Origin of the sequence: Raoultella sp. T31 (assembly GCF_002806725.1) — a bacterium.
Taxonomy (GTDB): domain Bacteria; phylum Pseudomonadota; class Gammaproteobacteria; order Enterobacterales; family Enterobacteriaceae; genus Klebsiella; species Klebsiella electrica.
Window position 1 is genome coordinate 14,383 of sequence record NZ_PIBO01000004.1, and the last position, 17,721, is coordinate 32,103.

Annotated in this window: 15 protein-coding genes and 1 pseudogene; 6 read left to right on the top strand and 10 right to left on the bottom strand. The window is 56.3% G+C overall.

Annotated features, from left to right (window positions below):
• Positions 1-26: 26 nt before the first annotated feature.
• From CWM52_RS03790 to CWM52_RS03805, 4 genes are all read right to left on the bottom strand, one after another.
• Positions 27-1,406 (bottom strand): glycoside hydrolase, encoded by a 1,380-nt coding sequence (locus CWM52_RS03790; protein ID WP_100682868.1) that lies wholly within the window; start codon positions 1,404-1,406, stop codon positions 27-29.
• A gap of 13 nt (positions 1,407-1,419) precedes the next feature.
• The gene (locus CWM52_RS03795) at positions 1,420-2,979 is read right to left on the bottom strand and encodes a PTS transporter subunit EIIC (protein WP_100682869.1); all 1,560 of its coding nucleotides are present in this window, start codon (positions 2,977-2,979) and stop codon (positions 1,420-1,422) included.
• 240 nt (positions 2,980-3,219) lie between these two features.
• Complete coding sequence (locus tag CWM52_RS03800; protein ID WP_100682870.1) at positions 3,220-4,932, bottom strand: AsmA family protein; 1,713 nt, start codon at positions 4,930-4,932, stop codon at positions 3,220-3,222.
• Positions 4,933-5,089: 157 nt separating this feature from the next.
• Positions 5,090-6,481 carry a nucleobase:cation symporter-2 family protein gene (locus CWM52_RS03805; protein WP_100682871.1) on the bottom strand — a complete coding sequence of 464 codons (1,392 nt, stop codon included), beginning with the start codon at positions 6,479-6,481 and terminating at the stop codon, positions 5,090-5,092.
• A gap of 187 nt (positions 6,482-6,668) precedes the next feature.
• On the opposite strand from CWM52_RS03805, the pseudogene CWM52_RS26650 reads away from it, so the two are divergent.
• A pseudogene (locus CWM52_RS26650) lies at positions 6,669-6,770 on the top strand (hypothetical protein); the annotation flags it as partial.
• A gap of 272 nt (positions 6,771-7,042) precedes the next feature.
• Here CWM52_RS26650 and glpK read toward each other — a convergent pair.
• Positions 7,043-8,554 carry a glycerol kinase GlpK gene (gene glpK, locus CWM52_RS03810; protein ID WP_100682872.1) on the bottom strand — a complete coding sequence of 504 codons (1,512 nt, stop codon included), beginning with the start codon at positions 8,552-8,554 and terminating at the stop codon, positions 7,043-7,045.
• A 21-nt stretch (positions 8,555-8,575) separates the two neighbouring features.
• Entirely contained in the window at positions 8,576-9,421 is an 846-nt protein-coding gene (locus CWM52_RS03815; protein WP_100682873.1) for an MIP/aquaporin family protein, read from the bottom strand.
• Between the two features lie 557 nt (positions 9,422-9,978).
• Here CWM52_RS03815 and zapB point away from each other — a divergent pair.
• From zapB to CWM52_RS03840, 4 genes are all read left to right on the top strand, one after another.
• Entirely contained in the window at positions 9,979-10,224 is a 246-nt protein-coding gene (gene zapB, locus CWM52_RS03825) for a septal ring assembly protein ZapB (protein ID WP_086815662.1), read from the top strand.
• A 161-nt stretch (positions 10,225-10,385) separates the two neighbouring features.
• Positions 10,386-11,375 (top strand): sulfate ABC transporter substrate-binding protein, encoded by a 990-nt coding sequence (locus tag CWM52_RS03830; RefSeq protein ID WP_100682875.1) that lies wholly within the window; start codon positions 10,386-10,388, stop codon positions 11,373-11,375.
• Between the two features lie 91 nt (positions 11,376-11,466).
• Positions 11,467-12,222: a CDP-diacylglycerol diphosphatase gene (locus CWM52_RS03835; protein ID WP_100682876.1), complete on the top strand. Its 756-nt coding sequence runs from the start codon at positions 11,467-11,469 to the stop codon at positions 12,220-12,222.
• A gap of 109 nt (positions 12,223-12,331) precedes the next feature.
• Complete coding sequence (locus CWM52_RS03840; RefSeq protein WP_100682877.1) at positions 12,332-13,636, top strand: SLC13 family permease; 1,305 nt, start codon at positions 12,332-12,334, stop codon at positions 13,634-13,636.
• A gap of 108 nt (positions 13,637-13,744) precedes the next feature.
• On the opposite strand, the gene tpiA is transcribed toward CWM52_RS03840, so the two are convergent.
• Positions 13,745-14,512 (bottom strand): triose-phosphate isomerase, encoded by a 768-nt coding sequence (gene tpiA / locus CWM52_RS03845; RefSeq protein WP_100682878.1) that lies wholly within the window; start codon positions 14,510-14,512, stop codon positions 13,745-13,747.
• 110 nt (positions 14,513-14,622) lie between these two features.
• Complete coding sequence (locus CWM52_RS03850) at positions 14,623-15,222, bottom strand: DUF1454 family protein (protein ID WP_100682879.1); 600 nt, start codon at positions 15,220-15,222, stop codon at positions 14,623-14,625.
• Positions 15,223-15,334: 112 nt separating this feature from the next.
• Between CWM52_RS03850 and CWM52_RS03855 the strand changes: the two genes are divergently transcribed.
• Positions 15,335-15,763 carry a DUF805 domain-containing protein gene (locus CWM52_RS03855; RefSeq protein WP_100682880.1) on the top strand — a complete coding sequence of 143 codons (429 nt, stop codon included), beginning with the start codon at positions 15,335-15,337 and terminating at the stop codon, positions 15,761-15,763.
• Here the strand turns inward: CWM52_RS03855 and fpr are convergent, their stop codons facing one another.
• Both fpr and glpX read right to left on the bottom strand, forming a co-directional pair.
• Complete coding sequence (gene fpr / locus CWM52_RS03860) at positions 15,764-16,510, bottom strand: ferredoxin--NADP(+) reductase (protein ID WP_100682881.1); 747 nt, start codon at positions 16,508-16,510, stop codon at positions 15,764-15,766.
• Between the two features lie 173 nt (positions 16,511-16,683).
• Positions 16,684-17,694 (bottom strand): class II fructose-bisphosphatase, encoded by a 1,011-nt coding sequence (glpX, locus tag CWM52_RS03865; protein ID WP_100682882.1) that lies wholly within the window; start codon positions 17,692-17,694, stop codon positions 16,684-16,686.
• Positions 17,695-17,721: the final 27 nt, after the last annotated feature.

The window sequence follows — 17,721 nt, forward strand, 5'->3', positions numbered from 1 at the left end:
CGCCATCCGGGGATCGAACCGGGCGTTTATTGCCAGTCGGCGAACTGCGCGTCGTCGAGATAGGCCTCGACCAGGGTTTTAGCCAGCGAAAAAGAGCCGATCAGCGGATGCGCCATCAATGCGCGTATCGCCAGGGATTTGTCACGCTGTAAAATGGCCGCCACCGCCAGCCGCTCATACTCTTTCACGCTGGCAATCATGTTTTTCTGCGCCGTGGGCACGTGCGCTGGCGTCACCGGTTTTAAGCCGTCTTTGCTCAGGTCGCAGCTTACCTCAATCACATCGTCAGGACGCAAGAAATCGAGAGTGCCGTTATTGGGGATGGAGACCACGATTCGTTTGGTGGTGCGGCTGTTGACCGCCTCCAGAATGTCCAGCGCCACCCCGGCATAGCCGCCGGTATCCGGCTCCTCGATAAACTGGCGCAGGGTTAACGGTTCGCGGGTATGGAATTTCTCCTGCCGCGATTCACTCTGCATGTAGCTATTTTCCCGGCGCAGATAGTGCTTCATCCACAGGGAAAACGCCGTCTGCGGATCGGCTTTCACATCAATGCCGCGCAGCGCGTCCCGCATATCGCGATTGATACGGGCAATCTGCTCGCCGCGCGTTTCGTCCGCTTCCTGAATCGCTTTTAACGCCACCTCGCGATAATAGTAATAATAGAGATACTCGTTGAGTAATTGCTTATCACACAGCTGAACCAGCTGCGGCGAAAAATACTGCATTGCCGTTTTACGGTATAAATCCGGGTTGGCGATCAGGCGTTCGGTCACCTCTTCCCCGCGCACGGTAATGTGGGTAAACCACGAGAAATGGTTCAGCCCGTAGCACTCGACGCTGAGATCGCGCTCATCGCAGCCGAGAATCTCCGGCAGTTCGCGAATCAGCTCCGACGGCGCATCGCAAATGCCATACACGCGGCGCTTAAAGCCAGACTTGATGATTGCCTCGGTCACCAGCCCCGACGGGTTGGTAAAGTTAAACAGGATCGCATCCTCGGCGGCATGCTCTTCGATCAGGCGACAGTAGTTGAGGATCGCCGGGATCGAGCGCATCGCCATGGCAAACCCCCCGGCGCCGGTGGTCTCCTGGCCTAAGGTATTATGCTCAAGCGCAATGCGCTCATCGCGAATCCGGCTCTCATCGCCGCCAACTCGCAGGGTGGTAATCACATAATTTGTGCCTTTCAGCGCAGCGACCGGCTCGGTAGTTGAACTGAACGCAATATCAGGACGAATCGTATTAAATACGTAACGGGCAATTTCACCAAACAGGGCCAGATTATCTTCCGAGCTATCCAGAAATACCACTTCCGTTAAACCAATGCGGTGGGCGTTATAAGCCAGAGATTTCGCCAGAAATGCAGAGCGAACGCCGCCCCCGCCTAATACGGTTAATTTCATACATCACTCCCAATTAATTTTCTGCCAGCCAGCTATCAACCTGAGAACGAACCTGTCCCACTTTGACGCCATAAATAACCTGAACTTCATTACGATTGCGTACGACGCCATTAGCACCGGTACTTTTTAATATGAGATCATCAACCAAATCCATATTTTTAATCACCACGCGCAGGCGCGTGAAACAGTTGTCGACGGAAATAATATTTTCTTTTCCGCCGAGGCCATTAATAATCTCATCGGTCACCGACTGCGTATTACCAACCTTTTTACGATAATCCGCTTTGCTGTAGAGTTTCACGTTGTCGTCATCTTCGCGGCCCGGCGTTTTCAAATTCAGCTTCACCACCAGGGTGCGGAAAATAACGTAATAAACGGCGAACTGACCGAGACCGATAAGAACATACCCAGGCCAGCGTGTGAGTGAGACCGGCAGCGGCAGGTTATAAATCAGAAATTCGATAAGCCCGGATGCGCCCCATGGCCGAACGGTAAAGAGGTCACAAATCGCCTGTGACGCGGCGGTCAGGGTGGCGTGAATCACCCAGAGCAGCGGCGACACGAACAGGAAGGTGAACTCAATCGGCTCCGTAATCCCGGTGAGCATTGAGGTAATAATGGCGGGCAGCAGAATCGCCTTCGCCATCATCTTTTTCTCCGGTTTCGCCGTGTGATAAAAGGCCAGCGATGCGCCGGCGAGGCCGAAAATCGTGGTCATCCCCTGTTGCGAGAAACGTAGCGCATCATTCATGACCGGCGTCAGGTCCGGGTGGCGCATATAGGCAAGGAAAATCGCCTGGGTACCGGAAACCACCTGCCCGTCGACGTTTAGCGTGCCGCCGATTTGCGTGAGCTGGAACGGCGACCAGACGAAATGGTGCAGGCCGGTGGGGATGAGGAATTTTTCAAAGAAGCCATAAACGAAAACTCCCGCCACGCCGGCATTTTTCATAAATCCGGTTAATGCCCCGATACCGTGGGTCATAAACGGCCAGATCCAGGTGAAGGCGATGGCATAGAAAATCACCACCGGGGTCATGGCCACCAGGGTCAGCTTGGCGCCGCCGTACATTGACAGCGCGCCGGGCAGTTCGATGTTCGAGACTTTGTTATGCACCCAGGCGATGGTGCAGCCGAGAATAATGCCGAGGAACACCCCCATATCGACGACCACAAAACCTAGCAGTTGCGTCTGGCCGGTGCCGTAATACTCGCCATTAATTTTTTCGGCGATGCCGTGGATATGTTCCAGCCACGAATGGTTGGCGCCCAGAAACATAATAAAACACATGACGGAAACCAGGGCGACTTCTGTTTTTTTATCTTTCGCCAGTCCATAACTAATACCGACGCAAAAAAGTAATCCAAGATTGCCAAACAGCGGCCAGAACGTATCACCGAGTAATTGTCCTGACTGATGTAAAAAACTGGTTTCAGAAATTAATGTCGGGTTGGTTAAGACAGAACTGAGTGCCAGAATCAGGCCAATGACGGGCAAGAACAAGACTGCACCGATCATTGCTCTGGAGAATTTTTGCATATTCTCCAGAATACGTTGACGTATTGCGGACATAGTCGTTCCTTTATTTTTATATTTACATAGGGTTTTTCATTGTTATCTCTACTTCCAGTATTTTGTTTATAGCAACTCCGAACTTTTAAAGAAACATGTTGCGGGAAATAGGTACAGATAGCCGCAAAATGCACACAGGTTTCGCAGAGAGAAAGGAGTGCCTGAGGGGGCGGAACGAGAAGCGGATGGCCGAAGACCCGAGCGATGCCCTCTCTCAGGCGGAGAGAGGGCGACGGGAGATTAGGGTGCTGGGGAGGGGAGCGGCTGCGCCGGCCCGCTGTTCAGTTGGCCGTTGCGCAGCACTTGCGCAACCTGCTGCTTCTCCATATTTATCGCGCTGAGCTGGCCGTTAACCGTCGGTTTCAGCGGCGCATTGGCCTGCACGCTGCCGCTGGCGGTCAGCTGGAAATTACCATCGCCGGAAACCGGCAGGGCGGGCCAGCCCCAGGCCTGCAGAAGATTCAGCGGTACGCCGCGACCGTTCAGGCTGAGCGTGACCTGGCGCTGGGGAAGCTGCGACACCGCAGCGGTGGCCTGCAGAATACCGCGTTCGGTAAAGGCGCTTAGCTCGGTGATATTGACCGTTGAGGTGTTGGCGTTAAGCTTCAGCGATGGTCGGCGAACGTCAACGCGATTAAAGGTGGCGGCGGCGGCGTTTAGCGTAGCGCTACCGCTCCATACGCCCCAGCGATGATCTTTCACCAGCTGCAGTTCGCCACCGTAGCCGTCAAGGGCGGTTAGCTGCCACGGAAATGTGGGGTCGATATCGATAACCAGGTTACGGCTGGCGCTGAATTTCTTCAGCGTCAGGCTTTCCAGCCACGTCGGCAGCGACGCCATCCATAGCTGTTTCCAGTTGGCCGGGAGGGTATATTCCAGCCCGGCAAAGGCGGTGTCGTCCAGCACCAGCGCGTTACCCGCGCGCAGCCAGTTGCCGGAAGTCCGTACCATTCCGCCTTCCCAGCGCGAGGTGAACTGGCGCAGCGCGATGCCCTGAGGTGAGAATTCCGCATTGGCGATGGGATCCAGCAGATGCAGCGACCCGTTAATAAATTCGCTGGCGTTCATCGACAGGGTGCCGTCATCACTTTGCCATCCGCCCTGGCTCAGGGTCAGGTTGCGCAGATTAAGGTCGAGATCGGTCACCGCCCAGTCCGGTCCCTGCAGGCGGGCATCGGTCATGTCGAGACGACCAATGTGCAGAGAAGGGACGTGGGTCAGCGGGGTAAAGAATTCCGCCAGCGATTTATCGCTCTGCAGGCGAATTTCGTTGAGCTGCAGATTGTCTACCAGCCAGCTGCCGTCGGCGTTGCGCCTGGCGTTGCCGGTCAGCGTCCCGCGCGCAATATCGGCGCCCAGCGTGGATAGCGTCACTTCGCCATTATCCAGGCTTCCCTGAATCAGCACGTTACTGGCTGCAACGCCGTTCAGGGTCAGCGAGCCTGCGCTCATCTGAATCTGGGCCTTTTTGCCCAACACATTGCCCGCTTCCGGCGCCCAGGGGCTGACGCCGCCGTCGACGCGCTGCGCGCTCAGCGCCCAGCCGGTTTCCGGGCTGTTAAACGCCATATTGCGCAACTGCAAACGGTCGGCGGCAAAGGGTAAAGAAGCGGAAGACGGTGAGAGATTTAACGTCCCGTCGCTCAGCACAATCTCGTCGGCGTGCAGCGGATCGCTGAACTGGCGGGTACTGAAGCCAATATCCACCGTTTTAGCGACCAGCGTCGGCGGTTTGCCGTCGCGCCCGAAAGTGACATTTTGCAGCTGCAGGTGGAGAGGTGAAGAGAAGCTGTGATCCATCGCATCGAAGGAGACCTGCCAGCCGGTACCTTTACTCAGCCAGGCGCTGGCCTGGCGTGAACCCCAGTGGGTCTGTAGCAGGAACCAGGCAGCAACGATGGCGGCCAGCAGGACGATCGTGAGCCAGAGGACCAGCTTTCCAGGAAATTTCATGATCTTACATCCTGAGCGAGTACGTAAGGCTGTTATGCCCGAATTATGCGCAATCCTCAAGACAGGAATTGTTTAATGGGATGATGTGAGATTGCCGATACCCATAAGACGTCAGGATTTCCCCGGTCAGCATCGCGTGACCGGGGGGCAGGCAGGCTTAGTTTTTCTCTGGCGGGAAGACTAAATTCAGAACAATCGCGGTGATGCCGCCGGCGGCAATCCCCGAGGAGAGCAGGTTCTTCAGCCAGTCAGGGGCAAACTGCAGAATCAGCGGCTGCTGGGAGACACCGAGGCCCACTGCCAGCGACAGGGCGATAATCAGAATCGCGCGGCGGTTCAGCGGTTCGCGGGAGACGATGCGTACCCCGGATGCGGCGATAGTACCGAACATCACCAGCGTTGCGCCACCGAGCACCGGTTCCGGAATATGCTGGACAAAGCCGCTGACCGCCGGGAACAGGCCCAGTACGATCAGCATCAGCGCCACCACGAAGCCGACGTAGCGGCTGGCGACGCCGGTCAACTGAATCACGCCGTTATTCTGGCCGAAACAGGAGTTAGGGAAGGTATTGAAGACGGCGGAAACAAAGGAGTTCAGGCCGTTAGCCAGCACGCCGCCTTTCAGGCGCTTCATATACAGCGGACCGGAGACCGGCTGTTCCGAGACGTCAGAGGTGGCGGTGATATCGCCGATGGTTTCCAGCGAGGTTATCATAAACACCAGCATCAGCGGCAGCAGCAGGCTCCAGTCGATGCCCAGGCCATAGTAGAGCGGCGTCGGGACTGTAATCAGGCTATCGTTGGCGGGCGCGGTATTTGCCGGCAGCATATCGAGCAGCCAGGCCGCCAGATAACCTGCCGCCATGGCGATAACCAGGGAAGCGATACGCAGATATGGGTTGCGCTGGCGGTTAAGAATAATGATCAGCGCCAGAACGGTACCCGCCAGCAGCAGGTTTTTCGGCGCGCCGAAGGTATGGTCGGCCATCGCCGAGTAGCCGCCGCCGATGGAGGTCAGCCCGACCTGAATCAGCGACAGGCCGATAATCATCACCACCACCCCGGAGACCAGCGGCGTAATCACCCGGCGGGCCAGGTGCAGGACGCGCGAGATGACCATTTCCGTGCAGCTTGCCAGCATCAGGGTGCCGAACAGCGCGGCCATCATCGTTGGCACGTCGGCACCGCCGGTTTTCAGCGCGGTACCGCCCATAATCAACGGAGCGACGAAGTTAAAGCTGGTGCCCTGAATAGAGAGCAGGCCGGATCCAACCGGTCCCCAGGCTTTAATCTGAATGATGGATGCCACACCGGATGCGAACAGAGACATACTGATGATGTGCTGTGTGTCCTGAGCCGGAAGGCCCAACGCCTGACAGATTAACAACGCCGGCGTGATGACCGCGACAAACATCGCCAGCAGATGCTGAAAGGCGGCGAACAGAGTTTGCGGCAGCGGCGGGCGGTCTTCGAGGCGGTAGATTAATTCACTGGTTGTTTTATGCGCAACCGGTTGCGCAGCTTCTGAATCGGCGGTGTTAACGGACATCACAAACAATCCCAAGGTGGCAAAGCGGGAATTTTATCGGACTGTCGTGCAAAAGCAAACGTTTGCCAGCGTTTGCTGAGAAATATTTATACAATAAACCGCGGGTGGTTATTCATTAACGTTTTGCATGATTGGTAGTATCAATATCAAAACAAAGTATCTGTTTATGGTATTTTTTTGCGCTATTCATAGGGCGTTTCTGGCGGCGCCGATGGTCGGTGCGTTCTTTATTAATATTGTAAATGCGCTGGTGATTAAGCGATATCTGCCGTTGCCGGTATTCGGCTAATAAAAAACCAGAGGTGGTACATACCTGCGGGAGATTCCCCGGTGGCGCTGCGCTTACCGGGGCTACGATTCTGTGCGGTTTTGGCTGTTGTCGCACGGACGAGGGGCGATGCGCGCCGTTTGCGGGATATCCCCCGGTGGCGCTGCGCTTACCGGGGCTACGGGATTCCCCGGTGGCGCTGTGCTTACCGGGGCGACGGTTCTGTGCGGTTTTGGCTTTTTGTAGCCCGGACAAGGCGCGATAAGCGCCGCCTCCGGGATGAAGCCCAGACCTTATGCTTCGTCGTGTTCTTCCCACGCCAGCGCGCGTTTCACCGCTTTTTTCCAGCCGTTGTAGCGATAGTTACGCTCGGTGGTTTCGATACCCGGGCGGAACTCGCGCTCAATCACCGCTTTCTCCTGCAGCTCATCCAGATTTTGCCAGAAGCCGACGGCAAGACCGGCGAGGTAAGCGGCGCCCAGTGCCGTCACTTCACGCACTTCCGGGCGCTCGACGCGAGTGCCCAGAATATCGGACTGGAACTGCATCAGGAAGTTGTTGGCAACGGCACCGCCGTCGACGCGCAGGGCGTGCAGACGAATCCCTGAATCAGCCTGCATGGCCTCCAGCACATCGCGCGTCTGATAGGCGATAGACTCCAGCGTGGCGCGAATAATATGGTTGGCGTTCACCCCGCGGGTCAGACCGAAGATGGCGCCGCGCGCATACGGGTCCCAGTATGGCGCCCCGAGACCGGTAAAGGCCGGAACCACATACACGCCGTTGGTGTCTTTCACTTTCGTCGCAAAATACTCGGAATCGAAGGCGTCGTTGATCAGCTTCATTTCATCGCGCAGCCATTGAATGGAGGCGCCGGCCATGAATACCGCGCCTTCCAGCGCATAGTTCACTTCCCCGCGTGGACCGCAGCCGATAGTGGTCAGCAGGCCATGCGTTGAGGTGACCGCTTTTTCCCCGGTATTCATCAGCATAAAGCAGCCGGTGCCGTAGGTGTTTTTTGCCATCCCCTCTTTGACGCACAGCTGGCCAAACAGCGCCGCCTGCTGGTCACCGGCGATACCGGCGATAGGAATACGCGTGCCGCCTTTACCGCCGATATTGGTTTGACCGTATACCTCGGAAGACTTGCGCACTTCCGGCAGCATCGCGCGCGGAATATCCAGCGCCTCCAGCATTTTGTCGTCCCAGTCCAGATCGTGGATGTTGAACAGCATGGTTCGCGAGGCGTTGGTGTAGTCGGTCACGTGGACGCGGCCCTGGGTCATTTTCCACACCAGCCAGGTGTCCACGGTTCCGAACAGCAGTTCGCCGCGTTTTGCCCGCTCGCGGGCGCCTTCCACGTGATCGAGAATCCATTTCACTTTGGTGCCGGAGAAGTACGGGTCAACCACCAGGCCGGTGGCCTTGCGAATGTACTCTTCCATGCCGTCGCGTTTGAGCTGCTCACAGATATCTGCGGTACGGCGGCACTGCCAGACGATAGCGTTATAGATCGGTTTACCGGTTTCCCGCTCCCACACAATGGCGGTTTCACGTTGGTTGGTGATCCCGATAGCGGCTATCTCATCGGAGCTAATATCGGCTTTTGCCAGCACTTCAACCAGCGTGGAACTTTGTGACGCCCAGATCTCCATCGGGTCATGTTCAACCCAGCCTGGACGCGGATAAATTTGTTCAAATTCACGCTGAGATACGCTGACGATATTGGCATCGTGATCCATCACAACGGCTCGGGAGCTGGTGGTGCCCTGGTCGAGCGCAACGATATATTTTTTGTCGGTCATAGTATGAGTCCCGTAGTCAGATTACAGCGAAGCGTTGTGTTGGGTCGTCGAGGAGCTCTTTTTCTCTTCCACGACGCAGGTGTCGCAAGGCAGATGGCGGCCGATCAACTTACGATAGCTGAACGCGCCCAGCGCGGCGCCCACTATCGGTGCGCACAGCGGCACCAGGAAATAAGGAATATCTTTACCGCCGGTGAAGGCCACGTCGCCCCAGCCGGCAAGCCAGGCGAACGTTTTGGGTCCGAGGTCGCGCGCCGGGTTCATCGCAAATCCGGTCAGCGGTCCCATGGAGGCGCCGATAACCGCAATCAACAGGCCGATCAGCAGCGGCGCCAGCGGACCGCGCGGAATACCATTGCCGTCATCGGTCAGGGCCAGGATAACGCCCATCAGGATAGCGGTAATCACCATTTCTACCGCGAAAGCCTGCACAAAATTGATATGTGGGTTCGGGTAAGTAGAGAAAATACCGGCCAGTTCAAGACTTTCGACGCTACCGCGCACCATATTGTGGCTGTGTTCGAAATCGAAGAAAAGATTGTAGTAAAGCCCGTAAACTAACGCCGCGGCGCAAAAGGCGCCTGCGAATTGAGAAATGATAAAAGGAACAACTTTACGCCCGTCGAAGCAGGCAAACAGCCACAATGCGATTGTGACCGCCGGATTAAGGTGCGCACCGGATACGCCTGCGGTCAGGTAGATAGCCATGGCTACCCCCAGACCCCAGATGATGCTGATTTCCCACTGACCGAAGCTGGCTCCTGCAACTTTGAGCGCCGCGACGCACCCAACGCCGAAAAAGATCAACAACCCGGTACCGAGGAACTCTGCGATGCACTGGCCTTTTAATGTTGATGTTTGGCTCATATAGAATCCTGAAGCGAAGTGGTGGTTATTGCATGTATGAAGGTCGTCTACGACCACGCTGCCTTGTAGGCATAGTGTTAATTTATCGTTAACGAACAAAAACGAGAAATATCGAAATATAAATGTGTGTGCTGCGTCAAGAAAATGAGCGTTTTCGCGCCATAAACGCGTGTTGTGACACATTTAACCCGCTTTTCCGGCGGATTTCGTTAACCCATTGATTAACAATTGCCGGATAACTTACGCAGAAACGCGCCGACGACGCCAGGTAAAGACTGAAAAGTGTGGCAAACCGCAATCTGCGCGGGTTGTCGCTGGACAGGGAAGGCGGGGATTCATACAATCGACTGCATGACCACTGTAGTGCGCTTATTTTCGTTAAGGCGTCACCGCGTAGGTACACAACATCATTCGGGATGTGTCAAAACGGCAAGCGAATGAATCCTCGCCGCTTACTTCGGTAAGTGGTCGGGAAGACCCCGCTAACGCAGAAGCAGCTTGAAGGACGACGTGTACGGGATAGTACTCTATCAACGCCTTGCAAGTTCAGGAGAGGTATGACGATGTCATTAGAAGTGTTTGAGAAATTAGAATCAAAAGTACAGCAGGCGATTGATACCATCACTCTGTTGCAGATGGAAATCGAAGAGCTGAAAGAAAAAAACAACACGCTGGCGCAGGAAGTTCAGGGCGCACAGCACGGTCGTGAAGAGCTGGAGCGTGAAAACGGCCAGCTGAGAGAACAGCTGCAGGGCTGGCAGGATCGTCTGCAGGCGCTGCTGGGTCGCATGGAAGAAGTGTAACCCTCTCGCCCTCACCCTCTCCTCTCCTGGAGGGGGTAAGCATTTCCCCCTCCGTTTACATATACTCACAAGTTATAGCCAATCTTTTTTTATTCTTTAATCATTGTTTCGCTTTCTGGCACGCTTAACTCATCACAACACGACATAAAGAGAGCGGTGCGATGAATAAGTGGGGCGTTGGGTTAACTCTGTTGCTGGCATCCGCCAGCGTTTTGGCTAAAGACATTCAGTTATTAAACGTATCTTATGATCCGACGCGCGAGCTGTACGAACAGTACAACAAGGCATTCAGCGCGCACTGGAAGCAAGAAACCGGCGACAATGTGGTGATCCGCCAGTCGCATGGTGGCTCCGGCAAACAGGCGACGTCGGTGATCAACGGTATCGAAGCCGATGTCGTGACCCTGGCGCTGGCCTACGATGTTGATGCGATCGCCGAACGCGGCCGTATTGATAAAAACTGGCTGAAACGCCTGCCGGATAACTCGGCGCCGTATACCTCCACCATCGTGTTTCTTGTGCGTAAAGGCAACCCCAAACAGATCCATGACTGGAACGACCTGATTAAACCGGGCGTGTCGGTGATTACGCCAAACCCGAAAAGCTCCGGCGGCGCACGCTGGAACTACCTGGCCGCCTGGGGTTATGCCCTGCACCAGAATCACGGCGACCAGGCAAAAGCCCAGGAGTTTGTGAAGGCGCTGTATAAAAACGTCGAAGTGCTGGACTCCGGCGCGCGCGGTTCGACCAATACCTTTGTTGAACGCGGGATCGGCGATGTGCTGATTGCGTGGGAGAACGAAGCGCTGCTGGCGACGAACGAACTGGGTAAAGATAAGTTTGAAATTGTCACCCCGAGCGAATCGATTCTTGCCGAGCCGACCGTCTCGGTGGTGGACAAAGTGGTCGATAAAAAAGGCACTCGCCAGGTGGCTGACGCCTACCTGAAATATCTCTACTCGCCGGAAGGCCAGGAGATTGCGGCGAAGAACTTCTATCGCCCGCGTGACCCGGCAATCGCCAAAAAATATGCCGATGAATTCCCGAAACTGAAACTGTTCACCATCGACCAGGAATTTGGTGGCTGGACTAAGGCGCAGAAAGAGCACTTCTCAAACGGCGGCACTTTCGACCAAATCAGTCAGCGTTAATTTCCATGAACGCCCGGTTAAATGACCGGGCGTTTTCATTTGGTCATCAAACTACGCTACTCTTCCGTTTCTGGCTGGACAGGAAAAGATGATGAGAAGAGTACGATACCTTGTATGGCTGCTGTTAGCGCTTGTGCTGGCAGCGGCGGCCGGCGGATGGTACTGGCTGCATTCCGGTAACCCTGACGCGCTGCGACAGATTGTTTTGCAACAATGCGTTGCTAATCAACAGCAGCATCAAACCCCATCGCCGTGTGCCGACGTCAATCTGAAGGGCGGCTACGTGCTGTTTAAAGATCGTAACGGGCCCTTGCAGTATTTGCTGATGCCGACATACCGCATTAACGGCACCGAGAGCCCGCTGCTGCTTAACCCGTTAACGCCGAACTTCTTCTGGCAGGCGTGGCAGGGGCGCGACATCATGAGCGAGCGCCGCGGTTCGGCGGTAGCGGACAGCGCCGTGTCGCTAGCCATTAACTCCCGTAGCGGGCGCACGCAAAACCATTTTCATATTCATATCTCCTGCTTACGCGAAGATGTGCGCGCCCGTCTGGATAGCCATGTCACCGCGATCAGCAGCCGTTGGCTGCCGTTTCCCGGCGGTTTACTCGGCCATGAATATCTCGCGCGGCGAGTCACCGAGTCCGAACTGGCCCAGCGTAGCCCGTTTCTGATGCTGGCGGAGGAGGTACCAGAGGCGCGTGAACATATGGGGCGCTTTGCCCTGGCGCTGGCGAAACAGAGCGATGGCTCGCTGGTGCTGCTGGCGACCGAACGTAACCTGCTGACCCTGAATCGCGCTTCCGCTGAAGAGCTCCAGGATCATCGCTGCGCGATCCTGAATTAGCCTTTATTGCTGAGCCATGCAGGTTTCTGCATGGCTTTCTGTTTTTTGATAGGTTTACCTGCCTCGTTCCCGATCGTATTCTTGCTGAAAAAAACGACAGGAGACAGGTATGTCGCTCTGGTTTTCTCACCCTCTGTTCCTTCCCTCGCTGATTGTCGCGCTAACCATTGTGCTGTGGGCGACTTCGCTGTTGCCGGAGTTTATGACCGCGCTGCTGTTTTTCGCGGTGGCGATGATGGTCAAAATTGCGCCGCCGGACGTTATCTTTGGCGGATTTGCCTCGTCGGCGTTCTGGCTGGTATTTAGCGGCTTCGTCCTCGGGATTGCGATTCGTAAAACCGGGCTGGCGGACCGGGCGGCGCAAGCGCTATCGGCGCGACTGACGGACTCCTGGCCGTTGATGGTGGGTAGCGTCGTGCTACTGAGCTATGCGCTGGCCTTCGTGATGCCGTCGAATATGGGGCGCATCGCGCTGCTGATGCCCATCGTGGCGGCGATGGCGAAACGGGCCGGTATCGCCGACGGCACGCGGGCCTGGTATGGGCTGGCGCTGGCGGTGGGCTTTGGGACCTTTCAGCTGTCGGCGACCATTCTGCCCGCCAACGTCCCAAACCTGGTGATGAGCGGCGCGGCCGAAGGTTCGTACGGGATTCACCTTAATTACCTGCCGTATTTGCTGCTGCACACGCCGGTGCTGGGCTGGCTGAAGGGGGGGATCTTAATCGTTTTGATTTGCTGGCTGTTCCCCGGCAAGCCTCATCCGCCGCGTGAGCTGACGCCGCTCCCGCCGATGAGCCGGGACGAGAAGCGCCTGGCCTGGTTGCTGGCCGTGGTGCTGGTGCTGTGGGTGAGCGAGAGCTGGCACGGTATCGGACCCGCCTGGACGGGGCTGGCCGCCGCGGTCGTCACGCTGTTGCCGCGGGTTGGCTTTATTAGCGGGGAGGAGTTTGCCAGCGGGGTGAATATTCGCACCTGTATTTACGTCGCCGGGATCCTCGGACTGGCGATTACCGTGACCCAAACCGGAACAGGCGAGATGGTCGGCAATGCGCTGCTGCAGGTGGTGCCGCTCGACAAAGAGAGTCCGTTCGCCAGCTTCCTCGCCTTAACCGGCATAACCAGCGCGCTGAACTTTATTATGACGGCCAACGGCGTACCCGCGCTGTACACCACTTTTGCGCAGAGCTTTTCCGATGCCACCGGTTTCCCGCTGCTGAGCGTGATTATGATTCAGGTATTGGGCTATTCCACGCCGCTGCTGCCGTATCAGGCGTCGCCGATTGTGGTGGCGATGGGGCTAGGAAAAGTGCCGGCGCGGGCGGGGATGCTGCTGTGTATTACGCTGGCGGCGGTGAGCTATTTGATTCTGCTGCCGCTGGACTATCTGTGGTATCAGGCGTTGGGGAAATTATAGCGGCATAAAAAAGCCCGGATGCGGCGCCTGCGCGCGTTGTCCGGGCTTTCGTTACCCCGTCGCCCCGGTTAAGCGCGATGCTACCGGGAGGCTGGGGGTTAAAGCAGATTATGCTTTTTTCGCTGCTTCAGCTGCTTTAACGATTACCGCGAAAGCGTCTGCTTTCAGGGAAGCGCCGCCAACCAGCGCGCCGTCGATGTCCGGCTGGGTGAACAGTTCTGCGGCGTTAGAAGCGTTAACGGAACCGCCGTACTGAATGATGACCTGTTCAGCGACTTTCGCGTCTGCTTTCGCAATGTGATCGCGAATGAATTTGTGCACGGCCTGAGCCTGTGCCGGAGTCGCTGATTTGCCGGTGCCGATTGCCCAGACAGGTTCGTAAGCGATAACCACGCCTTCGAATGCCGCAGCGCCCTGAGTTTTCAGAACGGCGTCGATCTGACGTGCGCACACTTCTTCCGTTTTGCCCGCTTCGTTTTCTGCTTCAGTTTCGCCGATGCACAGAACCGGAATCAGACCCTGTTCTTTCAGCACCGCGAATTTCTTAGCAATGAACTCGTCAGACTCGTTGTGGTAAGTACGACGCTCAGAGTGACCGATGATGATGTATTCAGCACCGACATCTTTCAGCATTTGAGCAGAGGTTTCACCGGTGAATGCGCCGGACAGGTTCAGGTCAACGTTCTGCGCGCCCAGGTGAATGTGGCTACCTTCTGCCACATGCTTAGCCAGATCGATGTACATTTCTGGCGGAGCGATTGCAACGGCACAGCCAGAAACGCCAGCCAGTTCGGTACGCAGGTTAGCAACCAGTTCGTTTACCATATGGCGGCTGCCGTTCAGTTTCCAGTTACCCATCACTAAAGGATGTCGCATTTTAATTCTCCACGCTACGTTAAGCGAATTAAGGAATATAGCCACCCGTCAGGGCAGCATGGTCTGTGAAACAGTATAGAGATTCATCGTTGGAAAGGCTTTGCTTTTTGTCATTTATTATTGCTCTCCAGCGTTTCAGATAGCGCCAGCTTAATCGGTTCAACAGCGAAGGTCAGTCCTTTTTCACCGTTGTCTGCGACAACATAACGTATCGCCCCTTCCGTTTCAGCGAAGTAACGCTTTCCCTTGCCGGCGGCGAGCATTTTCTGCAGTTTTTGCTGGCTCTGAGCCCCGCTTAAGGTGGGCACGAACATGCGTAACACGGCGCTCATATACTCCTGCGCTTTGGCCTTAGCCGCCTTCTGTTCGGGTCCCTGAATCGGCAGCCAGGTCACCTGCATCGATTTTATTTTGAGGGTACCGCGCTCCAGCGCCGTGGAGGCGTAGAGGTTTTCATTAATTTTGCTCGCCGCTCGCGTCAGATTTTCCCTGTCGCGGCTGGAGGTAATGGCGCGAAATTCATTCAGCTGAAGCTTAGGATTCTCCGCATTGAATTTTTCCCGAAAGTCGCTGATTGACATATCAAAGGTGGGGGCGCCCGCCAGCAGATAAGAGGCCGTGGCGGAGGATTCGGATACCGCGGACAACGCCTTCGGGCCGACGGATAAGGCCGTCAGCCCAATCAAACATACAGTCATCCACGTCTTCATGCCGGTCTTTCCTTTTTTTGCCTGCAGACGATTAAAACGGGAACCGTCGCGCTTGTCAAAAAGTGACGGCTTCAGGGTAAACTACGCGAATGATGATGATAAGGAATAAAACATGACCCTACAGCAGTGGATGTTCTCAATTAAGGGACGTATCGGGCGCCGTGATTTTTGGATCTGGATAGCCATCTGGATCCTCGCCATGAGCGCGCTCTTTACCCTGGCCGGCACCAGCTTGCTCAATGTGCAGACCGCCGCATTTATCCTGGTGTGTCTGCTGTGGCCGACGGCGGCGGTGACGATCAAACGCCTGCACGATCGCGGCAAATCGGGGCTCTGGGCGCTGCTGATGATTCTGGCGTGGATGCTGCTGGCGGGGAACTGGTCGGTGCTGCCGGGCGCCTGGCAATGGGTAGTCGGGCGGTTTGTGCCAACGCTGATTATCGTCATGATGTTCATCGACCTGGGCGCGTTTGTCGGCACCCAGGGCGAGAATAAATTTGGTAAAGATACGCAGGATGTTCGCTGGAAGGCGGAGTCCTGATTACCAGTATTGCTCGGCGGTCATGTGGCCCGGACGGCGACGCAGATGTTTGGTCATCTGCCGGGTTTCTTTCAACAACTGCTGGGTATCACGCACCATCTGCGGGTTTCCACACAGCATCACGTGGCTGTTATCGGCGTTCATCGGCAGGCCAACGGCCTCCTCGAGGGCGCCGGTTTCGATAAGAAACGGAATCCGCCCGGTCAGCGAACCAGGGGCGGTTTCGCGGCTCACGACGGTCTGGATGCGCAGTTTTCCGCCGTAGCGCTGTTCTAATTCGCGCATCAGCGGCAGGTAGCTTAAATCGGCCTCATAGCGCACGGCATGGATCAGCACCAGGTTTTTGAAGCGCGCGAGGTCTTTACCTTCCTGCAGAATGGACAGATACGGGCCGAGCGCGGTGCCGGTCGCCAGCATCCATAAGGTTTCGCAGTCCGGCACCTCTTCGAGGACGAAAAAGCCCGCGGCTTCGCTGACCAGATGAACGTCATCGCCCGGTTTGAGCGCCGCAAGGCGCGGGCTGAGCTTACCGTCCGGGACGGTGACCAGATAGAACTCCAGATCGGAATTGCCCGGAGCGTTAACGTAGGAATAGGCGCGCTGAACGCGCTCACCGTCAATTTCCAACCCGAGCTTGGTAAATTGCCCGGCGGTAAACGGGTGAACAGGCGCGTGGACGTACAGACTGAACAGCGTGTCGGTCCAGAACTCTATTTTTTTTACTTTACCGTTAACCCAGTCCGCCATCATCTTCTCCCGTTGCGCGAAGCGTTGCTCTATCTTCGTTGTACGCGGCAAAGATTTCCAGCCTGACGGCGACGAAAAGCTCTATTGATCAAATATTCTCGTCATACTTCAATTGCCTGTGCGCTGACGGCATCCGTTTTCGGCCCGTCCATGGGCCTGGCGCCAGCGAACAATCACAGAATATGCAGCTGAATATCCGGGTCTTTACGGTCGAGATAATGAATGGACTGAATGCGGCGAATGGTACGGGATTTACCGCGAATCAGCAGCGTTTCGGTGGTGGCCATATTGCCTTTACGGGTAATGCCATCCAGCAGATCGCCTTTGGTGATACCGGTTGCGGAGAACACCACATTATCGCTGCGGGCCATTTCGTCCAGGCGCAGCACTTTGCCCGCCTCGATGCCCATCTCTTTGCAGCGCGCCAGCTCGTTCTCACCGATACGACGGTTTTCTGCGCTATCGCCTTTGACATCGTGGCGAGCCAGCAGGCGACCCTGCATGTCGCCGTCCAGAGCGCGAATAACGGCGGCAGAAACCACCCCTTCCGGCGCGCCGCCGATGCCGTACAGCACGTCGACTTCGCTGTCCGGCATGCAGGTCAGAATCGACGCCGCTACATCGCCATCCGGAATGGCGAAGACGCGAACGCCCGCCCGCTGGAGTTCGGCAATCACCGCATCATGACGCGGTTTGGCCAGAATGGTGACGGTCAGCTCGGCCAGCGGTTTATTCAGCGCCGCAGCGATATTACGCAGGTTCTCCGCCAGCGGCAGATTGAGGTCAATCGCCCCTTTTGCCCCTGGGCCGACAATCAGTTTTTCCATGTACATGTCCGGCGCGTTCAGGAAGCAGCCTTTATCGCCGACCGCCATCACCGCCAGCGCATTGGCCTGGCCCATGGCCGTCATGCGCGTTCCTTCGATTGGGTCAACGGCGATATCCACCGCATCACCGTTGCCGGTGCCGACCTTCTCGCCGATATACAGCATCGGCGCTTCATCGATTTCACCTTCGCCAATCACGATGGTGCCATCGATATTAATCAGGTTGAGCATAATACGCATGGCGTTGACGGCGGCGCCGTCGGCAGTATTTTTATCACCGCGGCCCAGCCACTTATAGCCCGCCAGCGCGGCGGCCTCGGTGACACGGGAAAATTCGATGGCCAGTTCTCGTTTCATAATCCACTCGTTGTGAAGATAAATTGC